A 20,251-nucleotide genomic window follows, 5' to 3' on the forward strand; every position below is an offset into this window, starting at 1 on the left:
CAGCCCGACCTTCGCGCCTATCCTTGTCATAATGCTCACCCGCTCAGAACGACCTCCAGGGAAATGTTGATGCTCGGACGCAACACGCAAGCGCCCACTCCCGATCAAGCACCGCGCGAACCCCGCCAAGGCGTGAACGCCGGCTCGACCTTTCGGCTGACCGTCAGTTTCATGCTGATGGTGGTTGTGGCCTTTCTGGCGGTCGAGAGCTGGCGGACGTGGCGCGACTATCGTTCGGTCTTCGCTTCTGCGCGTGATTCGGTAACCAACCTCGCCCGCGCCACGGCGCAACACGCCGAGGACACCATTCGCCAGGTCGATGTGCTGACCGCCGGGCTGGCCGAGCGTGTCGAGGGCGATGGGTTGCAGAACCTCGATGTGGCGCGGATTCACAAACTGCTCATTCAGCAATCGAAGATCATGCCGCAGCTGCACGGCCTGTTCATTTACGGCCCGGACGGCCATTGGATCGTGACCGACAAGGAGGTCACGCCCGAGACGGCCAACAACGCCGACCGCGATTATTTTCAGTACCACCGCACCCATGAAGACCGAGGTGTGCGCATCGGCCAGGTGGTGGAAAGCCGTTCCACCCATGACCTGATCATTCCGATCTCGCGGCGTTTGAATAACCCCGACGGCTCGTTCGCCGGCGTGTTGCTGGGGACGGTCAAGGTCAGTTATTTCGTCGACTATTACGGTGACTTCCGCATCGATGACAAAGGCGCACTGGTGCTGGCAATGCGCGACGGCACGATCCTTGTGCGCCGGCCGTTCATTGCCTCGGTGGTCGGCAAAAGCCTGGCGAACAGCGAGATCTTCAAGACCTACCTGCCCAACGCCAACCAGGGTATTGTCCAGATCAGGGCGGTGGTCGACGACACCGAACGCCTTTACGGCTATCGCGCGCTGACCACCTACCCGCTGGTGGTCGAGGCCGGTTTGTCCCGTGACTCCATCATTGCGCCGTGGCGCCAGGATCTGCTGAAAAACGGTTTCGTGCTGGTGTTCCTGATTCTGGTGCTGGCCTGTTTCGGGCTCATCGTGCTGAGCCAGTTGCGTCAGCGGATGGCAATGGAGCGGGAGATCCGTTCCGCGCACAAAACGATGCGCGACATGGCGCTGACCGACAGCCTCACCGGCCTGGGCAACCGCCGGCGCCTGGACGCGGCGCTGACGGACGAGATTCGTCTGGCACGCCGTCAGGGATCGCCGCTGTCATTGATCATGCTCGATGTCGACTACTTCAAGCGCTACAACGACCAGTACGGCCACGCTGCCGGCGATGATTGCCTGATCGCGGTCGGCGACGGTATCCGCAAAGCGGTCAAGCGGCCCTCGGATCTGGCCGTGCGCTACGGCGGCGAGGAGTTCACCGTGCTGCTGCCCAACACCGACAGCGCCGGGGCGATTCAGGTGGCTGAAGACATTCTGCAGACCATTCGTTCGCTGGAGATTGAACATGCCGCGCACCCGCTGGGGTATGTCACCGCGAGCGCCGGGATCACCACCCGCTATCCGGTAGACGAGACGGTGACCCCGGCCAGTTTGCTCAAGTCAGCCGATACCTGTTTGTATCAGGCCAAGCAACAAGGCCGGAATCGCTGGTGTTCGGCGCAGGCTTCCCGGCAAATCCAGCCGATTGCGGCGATGCCGCGCATGGATCGCTGAGTGCAATGACCACCACCCAACTCCACGCTTCACGATTTATTTACCGAATCAACCTTGGAATCAGCCCACACTCCCTCATATCAAGGAACATCTGCGACCCATTCGAGAGGAAGGACATGCCATGACCACTCAAACCGAAACTGCAATCCTCGCCGGCGGCTGCTTCTGGGGCATGCAGGATCTGTTGCGCCGCTACCCCGGCGTGCTGCAGACGCGGGTCGGTTACACCGGCGGCGATGTGCCGAACGCCACCTACCGCAATCATGGCAACCACGCCGAGGCCATCGAAATCGTCTTTGACCCCACCGTGATCAGCTATCGGCAGATCCTCGAGTTCTTCTTCCAGATCCACGACCCCAGCACGCCCAACCGCCAGGGCAACGACCTCGGTCCGAGCTATCGTTCGGCGATCTATTACCTGAACGAGCAGCAACGTGATATCGCCGAAGACACTGCGGCCGATGTCGACGCATCGGGCCTGTGGCCAGGTCGTGTGGTCACCGAAATCGAACCGGCGGGACCGTTCTGGGAGGCGGAGCCGGAGCATCAGGATTACCTCGAGCGCATTCCGAATGGCTACACCTGCCACTTCATTCGCCCGAACTGGAAGCTGCCGAAACGCGGTTGAGGTCCAATGGGGTCGGTGCGCAACGCGTTGTTTGTCGCGTTGTGCCTGATCCCTTTCTCTGGTGCGGCCTTACGATCGAAAAGCGCCCATGCCCTCCACGCTCATCAGCCTCGTCACCTGGCTTGCCCTTGTAGCACCGGCCCAGGCTGCACCATGCCCTGCCGGCGAAAAACAAGTGTGTCTCGACAGCTGCATTTGCCTGCCGGACCCGGTGCGCCTGTCTGAAGACCTCTTGCGGCTCGCAACACCCGCTCTGGCGATGGCCTTGACCCAGGCCCGCGCTGAAGCCGCCAGCACCGACATCAAACCGATTCCGCCGCACATTCGGGAGCAACTTCTGCGCTGGTATGACCCTGGCGTCCTCGATGCCGCGCACTACAAAATCACCGACGACGGCCAATACAACGCCGCCACGGCCATTCTTCAAAACCCGGATGTCGGTGCAGTGACGCTGATCGACATCATCCTGTTCCGCGACGCTGAAACCGCAGAACACAACGTCGCGCTCTGGGCCCACGAACTGAAGCACGTGCAGCAGTTTCAGGAATGGGGCGTCGATGGGTTCGCTCAGCGGTATACGCAGGATTTCAATGCGGTCGAGGCACCGGCCTATGCGATACAGGGCGAAGTCAGACGTTGGCTGCGAGCCGAAGCCCGGTGATCGGACATCCCCCGCGCCCAAGCCGGGGCCAGCCCCACCGTTCAAGCATCAGAAAAACCTAGGCCTTGCCCGCCGCAACCGCCGCCCTCGCCTGCCCATGCTGCCGCGTGGTCACCAGTCCGATAAAGGAAATCGCCAGCGCCAGGCCGATGGTCGACGTCACTTCCAGGCGATGCTCGGGCGTTACCATCATCACCGCCAGCGCGGCGCAGATGAACGCAATCACCAGCCACGTCAGCCACGGAAACAGCCACATGCGAAACGTCAGCTCGACGTTCTGCCGACGCAACATCCGGCGCATGCGCAATTGCGAGATCGCGATCACCAGATACACCAGCAACGCAATCGCGCCGGAGCTGGCGAGTAGAAACTGGAACAACCCGGCCGGCATGAAATAGCTGAACAGCGTCACCCCGGCACCGATCACGGTGCTGGCGATCACCGCCGCCCTCGGCACGCCCGCAGCGGAGGTCACTTTCAGTGGTTGCGGGGCATCGCCGCGACGCCCCAGCGAGAACAGCATCCGCGAGGAAATGTAGATCGATGAATTCATGCAACTGGCCACCGCGATCAGCACGACCACATCGACCAGAAACTTGGCGTGGGGAATGCTCATCAGCTCCAGCGCGCGCTGGTAAGAGCCAACGGACGCCAGCAGCGGATCGTTCCAGGGCACCACGGAAATCACCACGAAAATCGACAGCAGATAGAACACGCCGATGCGCCAGATCACCGAGCGCGTCGCCTTGGCGATGTTCTGCGCCGGGTTGCTCGATTCGGCGGCCGCGATGGTCACCGCTTCGGTCCCGATAAAACTGAACATGATCGTGATGAAGGCCCCGACAACCGCCGACAAACCATTGGGCGCGAATCCACCGTGCTCTTCCATCAATCTGCTCAAACCGCTGGCCTCACGTTCCGGAATCCAGCCCATCAACACCGCAAAACCCAGGCCGATGAACCCGATGATCGCCACCACTTTGGCCATCGCAAACCAGAACTCGAACTCGCCGTATTTGGACACGCTGAACAGGTTGGTCACCACCAGCAAAATGATCGACAACAATGCGAACAGCCACGTATCGACCTGAGGAAACCATTGGTTCAAGACATGCCCGGCGGCCAGCGCTTCAATCGGAATGACCAGCACCCAGAACCACCAATACAACCACCCGATGGTGAACCCCGCCCAACGGCCGATGGCCTGATCGGCGTAGGTGGAAAACGATCCCGTGTCCGGATGGGCCACGGCCATTTCGCCGAGCATGCGCATGACCAGCACAACCAGCAGACCGGAGAAGAGATAAGCGAGCAAGACAGCCGGGCCGGCGGCGGCAATGGCGTGGCCGGAGCCGACAAACAGCCCGGCACCGATGATGCCGGCAATGGAAAGCATGGTGACATGACGCGGCTTGAAGCCCTGCGCCAACTGACCGTTCGAGTCCTTCGAGTTCAAGCTATTCATTGTTTTTGTTGTTCTCTGGTGATCGACGTTTGGGCGTACTGACGACGTGTCAGGCGATCATCATTTCTTCCTGTTGCCCTGCTCCAGAGCGGCGCACCTCAAGCGCTGCAGCGTTACAACTCGGTCGGACAACGACGCAGGGCGATGAAATGATGCGTCACCTTACGTGCCTGGCGTTGATCGCAAATAGCCTGGGAGCGGCATGGGGGCGTCTGATTTCGACATGGTGAATCCCGAGGGTGAATCCCGGCACATTCAGCCAGACTCACCCAATGCTCGAGGCGCGCCAGTCGCCGATTGTTGCGGGACAGTCGAAGTGCTGCGTTGAACATCGCGTGGCAGAGATGCAACAGCGCAACGGCCAATCAATTTGCACACGCCTTTATGCGTGAACTGATTCGATCGCTGCAGATCCAGCGCCTTGTACAAGATCAATCAGCCAGGTCCGGAACGCCACGACTTTCTTCGAGTTGGCGATTTCCAGCGGTGTCACCAGATAAAAGCCCAGATCGGATTTCAGTTTCAGGTTGAATGGCGCCACTAATTTCCCGGCCTTCAAATCGTCATCGACATAGGTCGATCGACCAATACAGACCCCTAATCCGTCGATGGCAGCCTGTACCGCCATCATCGCCAGATCGAACGTCAGCCGAGTGCCCTCAGCCAGCTTCTTCGGCTGACCCGCAGCACTCAACCACATGTTCCAGTCATTGCTGGTCATCCCGCTGACCTGCAATAACTTGTGATTGGCCAGGTCAACGGGGTTCTTCAGGGCCATGGGGCCGGTCAGCAGCTTGGGGCTGCACACCGGAAAGATTTCGTCTGACATCAGCCAGTCCGCCCGCAACCCTTTCCAGTCGCCAAAGCCGTAGCGGATGGCGGCGTCTATGCCGCCCTTGCGGAAGTCGACGAGATCGGTCGAAGCGGTCACACGCACGTCAATATTGGGAAACGCCTCCTGAAAAGACGCCAGACGCGGCAACAACCATTTGGAGGCAAGAGAAACCAGAGTACTGATGGTCAATGCGCTGTTGTTGGTCGATTCCAGCAGCATTTCCGTGGAGTAACGCAACTCATGAAAAGCCGAGCGAATTCCGGGCAGATACGCATGACCTTCGGTAGTCAGCGCCAGACCATCCTTGAGCCGCAGAAACAGGCGAACGCCGAGCTCATCTTCAAGTCGGCGGATCTGATGGCTGATGGCCGTCTGCGTGACATTCAACTCTTCGGCGGCCTTGGTGAAACTCATGTGGCGCGCAGCAGATTCAAACGCTTTCAATCCATTGAGAGAGGGAATTCTGGCGACCATAAGACTTCGTTATGCTCATGAGATTTTGTCATAAGGTATCACCCAAGAAGTCCTTTGCAAAATGTTTCAGCGGTCGGGGATTCTAGTGCTGTTTTCAAGCCACAACGGCTTGAAACAACCACTCAAAGGATGAGATCGCCGTGAATAAGACAGTTGAAATCAACAACAGCGCCGACGAAAAAACACCACAACTCAAAGCGCGCAATGCCTCGAGAATGGCTGAAATCAGCCGCCCGCATTTCGATGCTGCGTATGAAAAAGGCTTGATGGGGGTTTCCTGCCGCGTACTGGACAACCGCCGTATCGAAATCGCCACCAGCGGCAGGGAAGTCATCGATTACACCCGCTGTGGGTACCTCAACCTGGACGCTCACCCGAAAGTCCTCGCAGCTGCCAGGGCCTCGATGGATGAAACCCCGTCGACGCACTTTTCGGTGGCCCGCACTCGTCTCACCGCAGAGCCACTGATGCGTCTGGAAGAAACCCTCGCCAAATTGTTCGATGTAAACGGCGTGGTGGTTTTCCCGACTGTGGCTGCCGCCAACATGGGCGCCCTGCCCCTGCTGGCCGCCGGGCTGTTCACGGGCGGTGAAAAGCCGCTGATCGCGTTCGACCGCTTTGCCCACGTGACTCTGCAATATCACATTCCGGTCCTGCGCGAAGAGACTGAAGTCATCGTCATCGAGCACAACGACCTCGACCACCTGGAGCGTTTGTGCAAAAGCGGGCGCAAGGTTGCCTACGTCGGCGACGGCGCTTACTCGATGGGCGGCGCTGCGCCGGTCCGCGAATTGCGCGCGCTGCAGGACAAATACGGTCTGTTCGTCTATCTGGACGACGCCCACGGCATTTCGGTGGTGGGTCAGCACGGTGAAGGTTTTGTCCGCTCGCAACTCGACGGTCTGGACGAGAACACCATCGTCGCCGCATCGCTGGGCAAGGGCTACGGCGCAGCGGGCGGTCTGTTGATGTTGGGCACCCGACATATCGAGAATTCGATTCGTCGCTATGCGCCGACCTACGGATTCTCCTGCGCACCCAACATGGCGGCCGTGGGCGCGGCACTGGCTTCGGCGCAAATTCATGCCACACCAGAACTGCATAAACTGCAACGCGCGCTGCGCAACAACATGCAGCTGTTCGACAACCTGATCCCTACGGAAACCAGCGGCAGTGAACTGCCGATCCGTATCGTGCGCATCGGTAACGAAGAAGAAGCCATCGCCAAAGGCGAATACCTGCTGCAACAGGGCCACTACACGTCTGTCGTGTTCTTCCCGACCGTACCGCGCGGTCAGGCAGCGCTGCGCATGTCGGTCACCTGCGCTCACAACCCGGCCGATATTCTCGACCTGAGCCTGATGCTCAAAAGCAGCGATTCATCGCAAGTCAGCCCTGGTGTTGGCCAGGTCCAGCCCGCGCTGGCTGTTTGACCGACGTCGTGCAGGAGACTTTCAACGTGAAACGAACGGATCTGGCGGACACCTTTGTCACCGCGGTGACGAATTTCGATATCAATACAGCGTCCCTGAATGAGATTCGTGCCATTCAGGAACTTGTCTACGAACGCAAAGTGGTGGCGTTGAAAAATCAGAGGTTGACCCGGGACGGTTATCAACAGTTCGCCGCGTGCTTCGGGGAACTTGAGCAGTTCAAGCTCAAGAGTTACCACGACCCTGACTACCCGAACATTCTGGTGATCAATAACCGTAATGGCGAAGGTGCGGTAGGTGCACGCAAGCTCGGCAACATGTGGCACAGCGACTCCAGCTATTTGGCCAAACCACTGCCACTGACCATGCTGCACGCACAACAACTGCCCGAAACGGGTGGCGATACGTTGTTCGTGGATATGCAATCGGTGTATGACGATTTGCCGAAGGACCTGTACGAGCGTGTCAGGAATCGTCAGGCAGTACACGATGTGCGCTGGACTTACAAAGTCAAGGAAGACGATGTCGGGGAGTCGATACAGGAAATTTTCGCACGCCTCGAGCAGACATTCCCCGCCAGCACTCACCCGACGGTGGCTGTACACCCGCGCACTCAGCGGGAAAGTCTTTACGTCAACCCGGGTTATACCGTGAACATCAACGGCTATTCGCAAGAACAGAGCAAGGCATTGCTCGACGAGCTGTTCGAGTTCGCGCTGACCCCAGAGCGGATCTTCAACTATCAGTGGGAGCCACACGACTTGCTGATATGGGATAACCGCTCTGTCTTGCATTGCGCGACCGAACTGCCGCGAGAAGCTCGGCGGGTGATGTTTCGCATTGGTGTCAACGACGGTGAGTTCTTTGCCGGGAATGCGTTACAGGAGCAGGTCGCATGAGCCGCAAACGCGTTTTGATCGCTCACATTCTGGGCGACGAAGGCAAGCAGATGTTGCGCAAGCGTGACGATATCGAAGTGGTGGAGTTCGAGAATACGATCCCGCAGAGCCAGTTCCACGCCTTGCTCGAGAGTTTCGACGCTGTCCATGGAGTGATCCTCGGCCTGACCCGGTTCGGCGCCGCCGAGTTGCAGCGGGCACCAGGCTTGCAAGTCGTGTCGCGAATCGGCGTAGGTTTCGATGCGGTCGATATCCCGGTGATGACCGAGGCAGCCATTGCGGTGATGGTCTGTGCCAACGCCAACCACCGGGCAGTGGCCGAGCATACGCTTGGGTTCATGCTGTCGCTGGCCAAACGTACCGAGGCACTCACCCACCTGGTGCGCAGCGGCAACTGGCATCGGCGCTACGAGTACCTGCCGAGTGAACTGGAAGGTCGCGAAGCGCTGTTGATCGGATGTGGTCGAATTGGTGCTCGTGTCGCCACGCTTCTTCTGGCACTGGGCATGCGGGTCAAGGTGTATGACCCGTACCTTGCACCGCAACAGTTGCCTCCCGGTGCGCAACCGGTTGCCGTTCTGGAACATGCGTTGGCGGAGGCCGACTACGTCAGCCTGCATTGTCCGAAGACCGATGAAACGATCGGTTTGCTGTCCGCCGAACGGCTGGCCCTGATGAAACCTCAGGCATACGTGATCAACACCGCCCGTGGCGGCATTGTCGACGAGCAGGCGCTCTATCAGGCATTGCTGGAAAAACGTCTGGCCGGTGCCGCGCTGGATGTGTTCCTGCCAGAACCGCCGGTGCATGGCAGCGGTTTGCCGAGTCTCGACAACGTCATCTGCTCGCCGCACCTGGCGGGGGTCTCCCGCGAGGCGGTCAGCCGTATGGCGAAATTGGCGGCGGGCAACGTTCTCGACGTGTTCGACGCACAACCAAACCCCGAAAACGCAGTGAACCCTCAAGTGTTCGATCGTGCGTTTCACCTGCCCGATCCAGAGTCGGCCAGCACGATCCCTTATCCAATCTGACTTGTGAGCAATGGAATGTACCTACGCTATCAGCTATTCGACGACCAGCGCGACGCGATGATCCTCATCGCACGGATCATGATTCTGATCCTGTACGGATACTTCGGCTTCACCTACGTCACCGATCATGGAAGCTTTGTCAGCTACCTGAAATCAGTGGACGCCCCGATACCCGAGTTCACTGCCATCGTCGCCACCATCATCGAGTTCTTCGGTGGTCTGGCGCTGTTGTTCGGTTTCTGGACTCGGCCGATCGCGGCGATCTTCGTGGTGTACACCATCGGGACCGGAATCATCGGCCATGCGTTCTGGAACAGCACCAATCCGGTCGATCATCACACGTTGTTCGTGCACTTCTTCAAGAATGTGAGCATCGCCGGCGGCTTCCTTTTCCTCTGCCTTCTGGGGCCTGGAAAGTACTCGATCGACAAACGTTGATCTCCTGACGACGGGCGCATCCATGCGCCCGTCGTTTTTCCATTTCAGTCCCTGCGGATAATGAAAATGAACGAATTGATTGAACCGGTTGCCGACTTGCGCGACTGGCTGGCACGAGCCGGGAAAATCGGCGAATTGCAGACCGTCTCCTCTGTTGTCGATCCAATCGAAGAAATGAGCGCCATCACTTATCTGGTGGCCCGCCAGAGCCACTCCCCCGCTGTGCTGTTCGACCAGGAAGATTCGCCACTGGGCCTGCGCCACCTGTGGAATATCTTCGGCCCGAGCGTGGCCCGCACCGCGATTACTCTCGAAGAGGCGCCGGATACACCGACGATGGAGCTGATCCGTCGTACAAAGGACAAGCTCAAACACAGCCTGGCCCCACTGGAAATCAACGCCGAAAGCGCGCCGATCTACCAGAACACACTCACTGGCAATGACATTGACCTCACCCGCCTTCCGATCCCCAGGCACTGGCCTCGAGATGGCGGTGCGTACGCCGGGACCGCGGACGCGGTATTCACCCGGGATCAGGCATCGGGTTACCTGAATGTCGGCACTTATCGCATGATGATTCAGGGGCCACGGGAAGTCGGTCTGTCGCTGGCACCGGGCAAGGATGCTCTGCGTCACATTCATCAGGCATGGGCCAAGGGCGAGGCGTTGCCCGTTGCAGCGGCGTGGGGGGTCGATCCCTTGATGATGGTGGTGGGGTCGCAATCCTTGCCGCCAGGCGTCAGCGAATATGACTTTGCCGGCGGCATCAAAGGAAAGCCCATCGAAGTGGTACGGGCAAAACATTCCGATTTATTGATTCCCGCCGCCGCGGAGATCGTCATTGAAGGCCTGATCCGTCCCGGCTCGACGCGTGAGGAAGGGCCTTTCGGTGAGTTCACCGGTTACTACGGCTACAAAGACATCGATTGCCCACTGATCGAAGTCACTGCCCTGCACTACCGCAACCGACCGATTCTGACCAATGCATTGATGGCCGATTTTCCGTCGAACGAGCAAAGTGCGTTTTTCTCCACCATTCGCTCGGCCAAGATCTGGAGCGACCTCGACAAGCTCGGCATCCAGGGCATACAGGGGGTGTATTGTCCGCCCGCTGCCGCCGGAGCATTCGGCATGATCGTCATCAGTCTTGAACAGAAATACGCCGGGCATGCTGCGCAAGCATTGGCACTTGCCGGCCAGGTACCCGGCGGCGCCTACATAACCAAGTGGATAGTCGCCGTGGATGAGGATGTCGATCCCACCGACATGAACCAGGTGCTGTGGGCGATGGCCACGCGCGCAACCCCCAGTGATGACATCGATATCCTGCGCAACACCCGCGGCTCACCGCTGGACCCGGCACAAAATCCACCAGAGAAACGCTTCTTTGGCTCCAAGGCGCTGATCAACGCTTGCAAGGATTACCGCAATATTCGCAACTTCCCGATGCGTACCCTGTTGCGCCCCTCGGTCTATGCGCGAGTGCGTGAACGCTGGTCCGATCTGGGTCTGCCCGGTGAAGCTCCATCGGTCAGCGCATTCGACAATACGGTGGATACCCATGAGCAGCCCTGAACGACGCATCGTCGTCGGCATCAGCGGCAGCCTGCTCACCCGCGCCGCCGATGTAACCCTCAAAGAGCACCGGCCACTGGTTCTGATGGTTCGGGAAACACCGTTGCACGTGGGCCATCTGCGCAGCATGACGCAGGTCTGTGAAATGGGCGGCATCGTGATGCCGCCGGTACCGGCGTTTTACGCTCGACCGCAATCGATCCAGGACATGGTTGATCACACGGTAGGCCGCATGCTCGACCTGTTGGGGCTGGATTGCGGGACGGTACGTCGCTGGGGTTGAACTCCATTGTTGGCTGCATCTTCGGCAAGCGCACATCAACGTCTTGACGAATCGCTCTTTCACAACCCGAACCGCTACATGACCGTGGCATTTACCTGCCCGCGCCAATGGGCGCTGGCAGGCGAATGCCACATCACTTCTTCAAAACCTCACTGGCAAGCTTCGGCGCGCCGGTCAGCATTCACTGACTACATCGACTTCATCGGTGTAGAGCCGCATCACGGTCAGCACAGCCGCAGCCACGAACGACAGCGCAATGATCGACAGCGCGCCGGTGGCGTGTCCCGATCCTTCCAGGGCCGCGCCGAGCAAGGCAATCCCCGTCACCCCGCCGGATTGGCGCGCTGCGTTGAGCACGCCGGAACCGACGCCGACCTTGCCATTGGGCACGCTCGCCAGACAGGCACCGACGATCACCGGCAAGGTCGCACCACCAAGACCGATCAACAGACCGCCAGACACCAGGCACACAGGATCAAGGCCGAACAACGCGAGCAATGCCGCGCCAAGCGCACCGCACAACATGCCTGCTGCACCCACGGTGCGAGCACCGAACACGTTGGACAATCGCCCTGAAACACTGGCCATTACCCCCGTCGCAATGGTCATCGGAATCATCGCTACGCCAATCTCGACAGGCGTGCGGCCCTGGCCCTGCAACGCGAACGGCAGCGCGAACAGACTGCCGTAGTACGCCAGCGTTTGCAGAAATCCGGCGCCGATCGCCGCAGAAAATGTTCTGGATCGAAACAGACTCAGCGGCAGCATCGGCTCACGCTGCACCCGCTGGGAATAGATAAATGCCAGCCCCGCGATCACTGCCACCAGCAAAGTCGCGATGACCCAAGGGTGCCTCCAGCCCCAAACCGGGCCTTCAATCAACGCAAAGATCAACGACACCAGAGCCAGCGCCGAAAGCAACTGTCCGGTCCAGTCAATGGAACGGGGCTGAACGGCAATGACACTTCTGCGCAGTGCAAAACAAGCCAGGGCAATCAGGCAGAACGGTACGTTCAGATAAAAGATCGAGCGCCAGTCGACCAGCTGTATCAGCATGCCGCCCAACAACGGGCCACTCACCAGCGCGAGTGCCGAGATACCGCCCCACAAGGCGACTGCCCTGGCCCGCGCTTCGGGATCGGGGTAGGCCTCGACCAGCAAGGCCATGGAACTGGGCAACATCAACGCCGCGCCAATACCTTGCACGGCGCGCGCGGCAATCAACGCCACCACACCATCAGCCGATCCGCAGGCTATCGATGCCCCCGTGAATATCATCAAGGCACACAGGAACACTTTTCTGGCCCCCAGACGATCGCTCAGCGCACCGGCGGACAGGAGCAGGCTGGCAAATACCAGCGTGTAGGCGCCGGCAATCCATTGCAGCCGGTCCATCCCCGTTGCCAGGTCCTGACCAATGCCTGGCAGCGCAACATTCAGCGCTGTGACATCCAGCGCGACCATGAACGAGCTCAACGCCACGCCCAGTAAAACGGGCGCCGTTGAGGCAGGTCCGCCCACCAGATCCATCGACAGGGTTTTGCCCACTTTCCAACACCTCCCTTTGCGTTAAGGAGGTGATCCTGAGGTGGCGCGCACACTTCGTAAAATTAATTCTCTATTACCCGAACATAAGAGGAACTACTGAGATGATGAACCTGATGCATTGGCGACTGCTGGTCGCCGTGGCTGACGCCGAAAACGTTTCCCGCGCCGCCGAGCGCTATGGCATCACCCAGTCAGGCGCCAGCCAGGCCCTGACGCAAATGGAGGAAGCGCTGGGAGTCAAAGTATTCGTGCGCGATCGACGGCAGACGACCGCGACCGCCATCGGCCAGCAGATCATTGATCGCGCCCGCCGCATGCTCAGCGAATTCGAATCGATCCAGAACCTGGTGGATGCATCACGCGGCTGTCATTTGGGACGGATCAAACTCGCAAGTTTCCCTTCGGTATTCGCCAATCTCCTGCCGCCGCTTTTGCAAAGTTTCAGTCGGCTGCACCCGGGCATCGAAATCGTGTCACTCGAAGGCACTGACGAAGAAGTCGAACAGTGGCTGGCCAACAGCAGCATCGACCTCGGCGTTGTGATGAACCCCTGCCCGTCCCGAGGTGCGCTGTTGCTGGGACGCGACTCGTGGGTGGCGGTGGTGCCTGCGACCCATGACCTGGCACGCAAGTCCTCAGCCAGCACGGTCGCGCTCAGCGACCTGGTGGAAGAACCCTTCATCCTGGCGACCGGTGGCTGCCACCTCAACGGTCAGACGCTGGTCGAGCGAGAAAACCTCACCCTTAAAGACATCAAGATCACCGTGCGTGACTGGACCACGGCGTTTGCGCTGATCAGCGAAGGCATGGGCATTTCCATCGTGCCGGCCTCGACATTGCCCGTGGATCGCCGCGGCATCCGAGTCTTTGAACTGAGCAAACCGATCTACCGGGAATTCGGACTGGTGTGTTCCGCGGCCGGTGAACGCACGCCCTCCGCGCAGGCATTTCTCAATGAAATCCGCAAGTCGACATTGGGCAGTGACATCCCGATGACGGTTCGCAGTATTGAAGCGAAAGTCGCCTGAATGGACATAAGACGACCTAATGATGGGCACATAAGATCGTAATTTTACCGATCAGCGATATGACACCAATATGTCTGGAACAAGGTTCACAGCCGTTTCTGGCGTGATACGGCAACACGTTCGGGTACGCGTTGCCCTCTTATCAAGGAGATACTCATGAAACTGTACTTCGCTCCCATGACCTGCTCACTGTCACCGCACATCGTGTTGCGGGAGTTGGGCCTGCCTTTCGAGCTGATCCGCGTCAACAACAAAACCAAAGCCACGGCAGATGGCCGTGACTTCCGCGACATCAATCCCAAGGGCTACGTCGCTGCACTGGTGCTGGATAACGGCCAGGTGCTGACCGAAGGCCCCGCCATCGTCCAGTATCTCGCCGACCAGGTTCCCGGCAACTCACTGGCACCGGCCAATGGCACTTGGGAGCGCACACGTCTGCAGGAATTGCTGAACTTCATCACCTCGGAAATCCATGGTGGCAGCGCTCCGTTGTTCAACTCGGACATCCCCGAGCCGGTAAAGGAAATTTTCCGTCAGAAACTGTTCAAACGCCTCGATTACCTGAACAGAGGCCTGGTGCAGCATGACTATCTGCTGGGCACTTTCAGTCTCGCCGATGCTTATCTGTTCACTGTTCTTAAATGGTTGCCGTTCTTCAACATCGATATCAATACCTGGCCAGAACTGGCCTCGTTCATGGAGCGTATCGAAGCACGTCCAAGCGTGCAGGCGGCCATTGCCGCAGAAGAAGCAACACAGCCGGTTTAAACATGGACGATAGAAGCTGGTCGATACCAGCTTCTGCCTCACTTCAATCTGGATGAAGACCCACTATGCAGACAATTGAACGCGTCCCAAGCGGCCACGCAGGACGTAGCCGTTCCTGCGCCTACGCCGATATCGTTTACACAGTCGCCACCAGCGCAGACACGTCGTTGGATATCGTCGGACAAACTCATCAGGCCCTCGCCACGCTGAGCGCCAGCCTTGAAGGTCTTGGCTCGCATACCTCGCGCATGCTCAGCGCCCAGGTACTGCTGGCGGACATGGCCGACAAACCCGAAGTGGATGAAATCTGGGCAAAATGGATCGGTGACAATCCGCAGCATTGGCCCCAGCGCGCCTGCTACGGTGTTGATCTTGGCGGCAGACTGCTGATTGAAATAATCGTCACGGCAGCGCGAGGAGCAACAGATGATGCCTAACGATCAAATCGATCTGGTCATCCGAACCTGCGAAGCACAACGCAGCGCCGCGATGCTCGGTGGGCACCTGGATATCTTCAGCTATTTGTTCCATCCGGATCTGACCTACATTCATTCCAGCGGCGTCGTCGACAACCTGAAAACCTATCTGGATAAATGTCGCTCCCGTGAGTTCATTTATCACGCCCTTGACCATCAGATCGACAAAGTGACAAGGGTTGGCGAGTTGGCCATCGCGCTAGGTGAAATGACCACCACTGTCACCTCCGGTGGCGTACGAAAATATCTTCACAATCGCACGCTCACCGCCTGGCAGAAAACCGACGAGCAATGGCAACTGTTGGTCTATCAAGCGACACCTTTGCAACCGGCAGTATTGCTGGAAGCCGGCTGAGTGGCGGATCAAGCACTTTGACTCGCAAGAAAGCTGAACCCGCTCTCTTGATCAAATACAAAAGGGGATTGATTTATTCAGGAAAAATAAACCAGTCCCCATTTTTGGCCGGTGTCAGCCCTTGGTCAGATCAACCAACGGCGTTTGCCGCACCTCGGTCTCCCGCCCGCCCTGAATGTCGCTCACCTGCTTCAAGGCCTTGTCCACCGCTGCCTTATCCGCCAACAAGCTGTAGCTGATGCGGAACTGTTTGTGTTCCTTCGGCCCGATGGTGGGCACCAGGTTCAGTGGCCGTTGATAACGGCGGTTGTAGGAAAAACTCGTCCCCGGCTCCAGCCCGGTGACATAACCCTGACCTTGGGTATCGGTGTTCTTCCACAGGGAAAACACCGGCAATGTCTGCGTATTGAAGCCAACCGAAACGCCCAGGCTGCCAGCCTTGTTATGCAACACGGTTAACGTATCGCCCTTGGCATCGGCATACGGCACGACGTTGTAAACCGTTTCGTCGTAGTCCTTGGTCGGTGCGCGGTAAGTTTGCCATTCAGCCAAATCGCCCTTGGCCTTGTCGTTGAACGGCGACACCTGTTTCACCGGCGCGGCGAAACGAGCGCCCTGCTCCAGGAACGGGGTGCTGAAGTTGCTGTGGTACAGCGCCTGATATTCCTTCGGATAGTCACCGTTGTTGGTCAGCGTGTCGTTAAGGGCGAACACTACGCTGCCGGGTTCGGTGACCAGTTCGGTGGCGACAGAAAAGTCGACTTTCTTGAACGCCTGCTCTTTCAGTTCACCGCGCAGGGTGATGGCGTACGGTGGCGTTTCATCGATGTGCAGGGTGACTTTGTTCGCAGGAATGTTGGCGGCCCGGCCGTGCAGGGTCAGCAGTTCGCCGTTGTCGACGCCGGGGTGGCCGACCCATTCGTATCCGCAGCGGGTCACCAGTTCATTGAAGCCTTCCAGCCAGCCCAGACCACCGCGGCCATTGAGTTCGATGAAGGACGGATTGACCACTTCCTTGACCGGCGAATCCCAGCCCATGCGCACATCGCCGACCGAGGCCTGCAAGACGTTCATTCCCCGCGTCGGCACCACTGAGAGTTTCATCGTGCCGTTATCGATGTCGACAATGCTGACGCCCTCCTGCCGACCGCCATGCAAGGTGCGCAGGCTGACGCTGAAAGGTTTGTCGGTTTTCACGCCGAGTTGCTGGCTGGTGATCTGCCAGTTCTGAGCGGCCTTGTCGGTGTCGAGCAGAACATAATCCCAGGCCATGGCGTGGGAAGCTGCGGACAGTGCGCTGAGGGCAACAACGAGTTTGAGCGGGGTCATGGGAGCAGCCTTTCTTGGAGTTGTGCCGTTTTTATAAACCTGCTGAAACGTTTCATCAAGCTTAAAAAGCGACGTGCGTTGGTAGGTGCCCAGAAAGAATGGGGACGGACAGGAAAAATGAAATCGATGTGGTCGCGTTATCCCGCAGACGGGAGTCCGCTTTTATTCCGGAGCGGCATGGGCGTCTGATTTCGACATGGCGAGGGCGGCGTGTTTAAGCGTTTTTCGAATGATGTTTAGAAACGCCCGGCATTACTTCCCCACGGCTACAGCGTCTTGCGTCATTGCCTACGACTACGCCAGAATCCGCCGGCTTGTGCGTCTGGGGTGCGGGTTTTATCGTTTCCGGGTCACTGAAAAACAGTGATCGGGTTTGGTAGCCCGGATTACCTGTCGCATCGCAACGCCGGATTGCAGGGACTCTTTCGTCCGCTGTTTTATGGTGGCCATGCGTAGGGCGTCTTCGGACGCGCCGGGTATCCAGGTGACCGGTCTACCAACCTCCGTATGGCCACCACCCTCGTTTGGTAGCGAGGCTGATGGCTCCACTTTCTCACCCTGGAGTTACATCTATGTTCAAGCCAACACCGAACCCACCGGAAACCGATCCGGTATCTCCCTACAAATTCCCCGATTCTCGAACCCTTAACGAAGCGGCCGAACGCGCGCTCGACCATTACCTCACCCCACAACAACGCATCATGGGCAGCCACCACAAACACGACCCCATGTACATGGCCAACCCGGCGTACAACACCGAATCACTCCTGGCCAACGCCAGCGAATCATTGGGATCGGCCAGTGAAATGCTCAATAACTTTGCGGCCACGCTGGAGCCTGCCCATCGCAAGACTGCGATCGGAATTGCGCAGTTGGTGATGTTGAGTGAGTTGGCGGTGAATCAGGCGTTGGATCATGTTGAGGTGAAGACCTGAAAGCCAACCCCTCAGTCATGACGGCTTAAGAAAACTATGCCAGCCGAAGCTGCCACAGTAAATGGCAGCTATCGGCCAATAGCTGCCGCTAGTAAAAGAAAAGCGAGCACCCCGTTTTCTATCTGAGGGAGCGAATAATCATTAGAATTTTATTGTAATCGTTGTAACGAGTCCTAATTTAAAAAAGCGACTTCACTTCGTGAAAATCGTAGCACTCTAGAACAGGCTGACTGATCAGCATGAAAGGTGCTTCTGTATGATTGACAGATTTCAGTCATCGAACGGCTCATATGCTCGACCTTGTTCGGTTAGCTCATAAACACCATCACCAACATCTACGATTAGTTTCATTTTCATGAGTTCATCTATTGCATCAGTAAGATGATGCTCGTCAGGTAGTGTTTGGCCCAGAGTCACGTTTTTCATTGTCAAAGTGAAAAAATTGCCTTGGACCTTTGAGATTATTTGGGATGATTTTCTAATCGCAATTTCCAGTATGGAGTCGGCCATTCTTGATGGGGGTTTTCTGGAGTTTAAATCCATATCAGCCTCTACCGATTCTAAACGATCTGAAACCGCACCTAAAATGTTAAGCGCATCACTCACAGATTTTACGATTGTCAGGCTTTTCCCACAATTAACACTAGCGAATTCATCCCTAAGAATCTTCTTGTTTTCTGTGAACGTCTTATCGTTTGATACGATTATCAAATCCTCATCACAGAATTCAAGCAACTCCTCCCACAGTAGCTCGTCGCAAACCGAGTGTCTATCAGGTGATATTGGCGGATTTCCTAGTATCTTCCGCGTTTTAGCCTTGGTGATAAGCTTCTCTTCCGTTTCTATAAAAGTGCAAATTTTAGTAAGGTTTTCGTATGCATCAAGCACAGGATCGTCTCCCGGCTTAGGTTCAAGCATTGCGTTAATCTTCCTCTCCAACTCTTTTCCAAGCTTGTGAACCTCGGATTGTAGACGCGTTGCTTTTTGATGCTCAACCATGTCTCGCACCACCGCCGTGGTGAAGATCGAGATGGATGAGGTTTTCTTAATCTCTTTAGCAAGATTAATTAATTGCGCCGTTCGATTTCGCTGAAACTCTCTATACCCTTGCTCTGAAATTATGAGTTTGTCTTTTAGTTTTTTTAGCTCTTCAAATAAAGACAACCTATCACGTGCACCTCGATAAAAGTCAAGATATATATTCGTATCAACAAATAGCTTTGTCACTTTCATTCCTCGCCAGCAATTAAATTACAGTTCCTTCCAAAAAAAGGAGCATATATCCCACACCAGTGAAAACTTTCTAAAAGGGTGAGCTACGCCTCCGTCGGGCAGAGTATTGCAGTATCCATACTCCTCGCGACTTATACGTGTATTACAGGGGGTTGAGGGCATGGAAGCGGGATCTGGACTCCCAACAGACGTTTCCAGCAAGGGCATTAAGACTGTTATCACCTGATTACAGCATCTCTAAAGGTATGAACAGTATCAATCGCTGCACAACGCAAAAAGATTAGGAGACACTGACGGTAGCAATGGTACGTAAATGTCTACTCACGGACGTCGGCTTTTGGCCGGAAGACGTCAACCACAAACGACCGCTTCCGGCCGAAAGCAGTCGCTGATGCATGATTATTAATACCTAAACTAACAGCGCCATGTACTGGAAAAACTGGTGCTTTACTGACCATTAACGATTACGTATGTAGAAGCGAACCATATAGAGTCTTTTCCATTAATTTTATTCGCCCCTGATATATTAATATTCGAACTGAAGCTGCATTGTTGAATATCAGCTCCTTGCGCAGCATCTTTTGAGGACAAGGCTGAAAAAGTCACATAGTAAACACCGGGCTCCTTAACCGCAGCGAAGAAATTTAGATTTCGTTCGGATGCAATTGGAATCCTCAAATCGAAAAGAGGGCTATTTTTCACTTGTGGGTTGTTGGATATTTTCTCATAGAGCAGAGGGAAAATCGTTTTATCAGCCCGCGCTTGCCCCTCAAAATTGTATGAGATCCTGCTTACTGATAGGGAGTCCGGACAAAGTTTAAAGTAGATAGCTTCGTTACTGCTATTTTTAATAGTTACTGTAGGGGTTAGATAATACCCATCACTAGCTTTAACCACTGAAACTTTTACAGATAAAAATGTAGACTCTGTATCTTTAATTCGCTTTTGGATATCCGCAAGCTCTGCCAAAGCCCGATCTTTCTGCTGTAGTGCGTCAAAGGTATATGCCCCCCAGAGAAGTGTTGCAAGCGCGCAAGAGGCTATAACAAAATTATTATAAGCTTGATGATGTCGTAAAAAATCGTACACGCGTGCGTGCAGGACGACTCTAAAATTATATATGGCAAACGCTAGGGCGATTAGCGCCCCAAAACAGATAATCCATACCCACATGGTCGACATAATC

At 56.7% G+C, this 20,251-nt stretch carries 19 protein-coding genes and 1 pseudogene; 14 read left to right on the plus strand and 6 right to left on the minus strand.

Annotation, left to right across the window (positions count from 1 at the left end):
* The first annotated feature begins 69 nt into the window (after positions 1-69).
* The 3 genes from AWU82_RS09235 (at position 70) to AWU82_RS09245 (ending at position 2,960) form a co-directional block, all read left to right on the plus strand.
* Complete coding sequence (locus tag AWU82_RS09235) at positions 70-1,671, plus strand: sensor domain-containing diguanylate cyclase (RefSeq protein WP_064381984.1); 1,602 nt, start codon at positions 70-72, stop codon at positions 1,669-1,671.
* Between the two features lie 121 nt (positions 1,672-1,792).
* On the plus strand, positions 1,793-2,299 hold the full coding sequence (gene msrA, locus AWU82_RS09240) for a peptide-methionine (S)-S-oxide reductase MsrA (RefSeq protein ID WP_064381985.1): 507 nt from the start codon (positions 1,793-1,795) through the stop codon (positions 2,297-2,299).
* Positions 2,300-2,387: 88 nt separating this feature from the next.
* Entirely contained in the window at positions 2,388-2,960 is a 573-nt protein-coding gene (locus tag AWU82_RS09245; protein WP_064381986.1) for an eCIS core domain-containing protein, read from the plus strand.
* Between the two features lie 58 nt (positions 2,961-3,018).
* Here the strand turns inward: AWU82_RS09245 and gabP are convergent, their stop codons facing one another.
* Positions 3,019-4,425 carry a GABA permease gene (gene gabP, locus AWU82_RS09250; protein WP_064381987.1) on the minus strand — a complete coding sequence of 469 codons (1,407 nt, stop codon included), beginning with the start codon at positions 4,423-4,425 and terminating at the stop codon, positions 3,019-3,021.
* A gap of 382 nt (positions 4,426-4,807) precedes the next feature.
* Entirely contained in the window at positions 4,808-5,734 is a 927-nt protein-coding gene (gene gcvA, locus AWU82_RS09255; protein WP_064381988.1) for a transcriptional regulator GcvA, read from the minus strand.
* A gap of 140 nt (positions 5,735-5,874) precedes the next feature.
* On the opposite strand from gcvA, the gene AWU82_RS09260 reads away from it, so the two are divergent.
* The 6 genes and pseudogenes from AWU82_RS09260 to AWU82_RS09285 all read left to right on the plus strand — a co-directional run.
* On the plus strand, positions 5,875-7,167 hold the full coding sequence (locus tag AWU82_RS09260; protein WP_223290684.1) for an aminotransferase class I/II-fold pyridoxal phosphate-dependent enzyme: 1,293 nt from the start codon (positions 5,875-5,877) through the stop codon (positions 7,165-7,167).
* On the plus strand, positions 7,164-8,066 hold the full coding sequence (locus tag AWU82_RS09265; RefSeq protein WP_064381989.1) for a TauD/TfdA dioxygenase family protein: 903 nt from the start codon (positions 7,164-7,166) through the stop codon (positions 8,064-8,066). Before AWU82_RS09260 ends, AWU82_RS09265 begins: the two co-directional genes overlap by 4 nt.
* The gene (locus AWU82_RS09270) at positions 8,063-9,097 is read left to right on the plus strand and encodes a hydroxyacid dehydrogenase (RefSeq protein WP_084776995.1); all 1,035 of its coding nucleotides are present in this window, start codon (positions 8,063-8,065) and stop codon (positions 9,095-9,097) included. The genes AWU82_RS09265 and AWU82_RS09270 overlap by 4 nt, the downstream gene beginning before the upstream one ends.
* Positions 9,098-9,112: 15 nt before the next feature.
* A complete protein-coding gene (locus AWU82_RS09275; protein ID WP_064381990.1) occupies positions 9,113-9,535 on the plus strand; it encodes a DoxX family protein in 423 nt (140 codons plus the stop codon).
* Between the two features lie 66 nt (positions 9,536-9,601).
* Entirely contained in the window at positions 9,602-11,110 is a 1,509-nt protein-coding gene (locus tag AWU82_RS09280; RefSeq protein WP_218190063.1) for a UbiD family decarboxylase, read from the plus strand.
* Positions 11,111-11,117: 7 nt separating this feature from the next.
* A pseudogene (locus AWU82_RS09285) lies at positions 11,118-11,393 on the plus strand (UbiX family flavin prenyltransferase); the annotation flags it as partial.
* Between the two features lie 174 nt (positions 11,394-11,567).
* Here the strand turns inward: AWU82_RS09285 and AWU82_RS09290 are convergent.
* The gene (locus AWU82_RS09290; protein WP_084776999.1) at positions 11,568-12,941 is read right to left on the minus strand and encodes an MFS transporter; all 1,374 of its coding nucleotides are present in this window, start codon (positions 12,939-12,941) and stop codon (positions 11,568-11,570) included.
* A gap of 101 nt (positions 12,942-13,042) precedes the next feature.
* On the opposite strand from AWU82_RS09290, the gene AWU82_RS09295 reads away from it, so the two are divergent.
* From AWU82_RS09295 to AWU82_RS09310, 4 genes are all read left to right on the plus strand, one after another.
* Positions 13,043-13,969, plus strand: a complete 927-nt coding sequence (locus tag AWU82_RS09295; protein WP_170928993.1) for a LysR family transcriptional regulator — start codon at positions 13,043-13,045, stop codon at positions 13,967-13,969.
* Positions 13,970-14,125: 156 nt separating this feature from the next.
* A complete protein-coding gene (gene gstA / locus AWU82_RS09300; protein WP_064381992.1) occupies positions 14,126-14,737 on the plus strand; it encodes a glutathione transferase GstA in 612 nt (203 codons plus the stop codon).
* A gap of 65 nt (positions 14,738-14,802) precedes the next feature.
* The gene (locus tag AWU82_RS09305; protein ID WP_064381993.1) at positions 14,803-15,174 is read left to right on the plus strand and encodes a Rid family hydrolase; all 372 of its coding nucleotides are present in this window, start codon (positions 14,803-14,805) and stop codon (positions 15,172-15,174) included.
* Entirely contained in the window at positions 15,167-15,568 is a 402-nt protein-coding gene (locus tag AWU82_RS09310) for a nuclear transport factor 2 family protein (RefSeq protein WP_190241572.1), read from the plus strand. Before AWU82_RS09305 ends, AWU82_RS09310 begins: the two co-directional genes overlap by 8 nt.
* Before the next feature lie 114 nt (positions 15,569-15,682).
* Here the strand turns inward: AWU82_RS09310 and AWU82_RS09315 are convergent, their stop codons facing one another.
* Positions 15,683-16,897 (minus strand): aldose 1-epimerase family protein, encoded by a 1,215-nt coding sequence (locus AWU82_RS09315; protein WP_011333719.1) that lies wholly within the window; start codon positions 16,895-16,897, stop codon positions 15,683-15,685.
* Between the two features lie 572 nt (positions 16,898-17,469).
* Between AWU82_RS09315 and AWU82_RS09320 the strand changes: the two genes are divergently transcribed.
* Entirely contained in the window at positions 17,470-17,832 is a 363-nt protein-coding gene (locus AWU82_RS09320; protein ID WP_007958158.1) for a DUF6124 family protein, read from the plus strand.
* Positions 17,833-18,102: 270 nt separating this feature from the next.
* Here AWU82_RS09320 and AWU82_RS09325 read toward each other — a convergent pair whose 3' ends face one another.
* Both AWU82_RS09325 and AWU82_RS09330 read right to left on the minus strand, forming a co-directional pair.
* Positions 18,103-19,059: a PIN domain-containing protein gene (locus AWU82_RS09325; RefSeq protein WP_129972574.1), complete on the minus strand. Its 957-nt coding sequence runs from the start codon at positions 19,057-19,059 to the stop codon at positions 18,103-18,105.
* Between the two features lie 453 nt (positions 19,060-19,512).
* Positions 19,513-20,247 (minus strand): hypothetical protein, encoded by a 735-nt coding sequence (locus AWU82_RS09330; RefSeq protein WP_129972575.1) that lies wholly within the window; start codon positions 20,245-20,247, stop codon positions 19,513-19,515.
* Between the last annotated feature and the right edge of the window lie 4 nt (positions 20,248-20,251).

This window comes from Pseudomonas glycinae (assembly GCF_001594225.2).
Lineage (GTDB): Bacteria > Pseudomonadota > Gammaproteobacteria > Pseudomonadales > Pseudomonadaceae > Aquipseudomonas > Aquipseudomonas glycinae.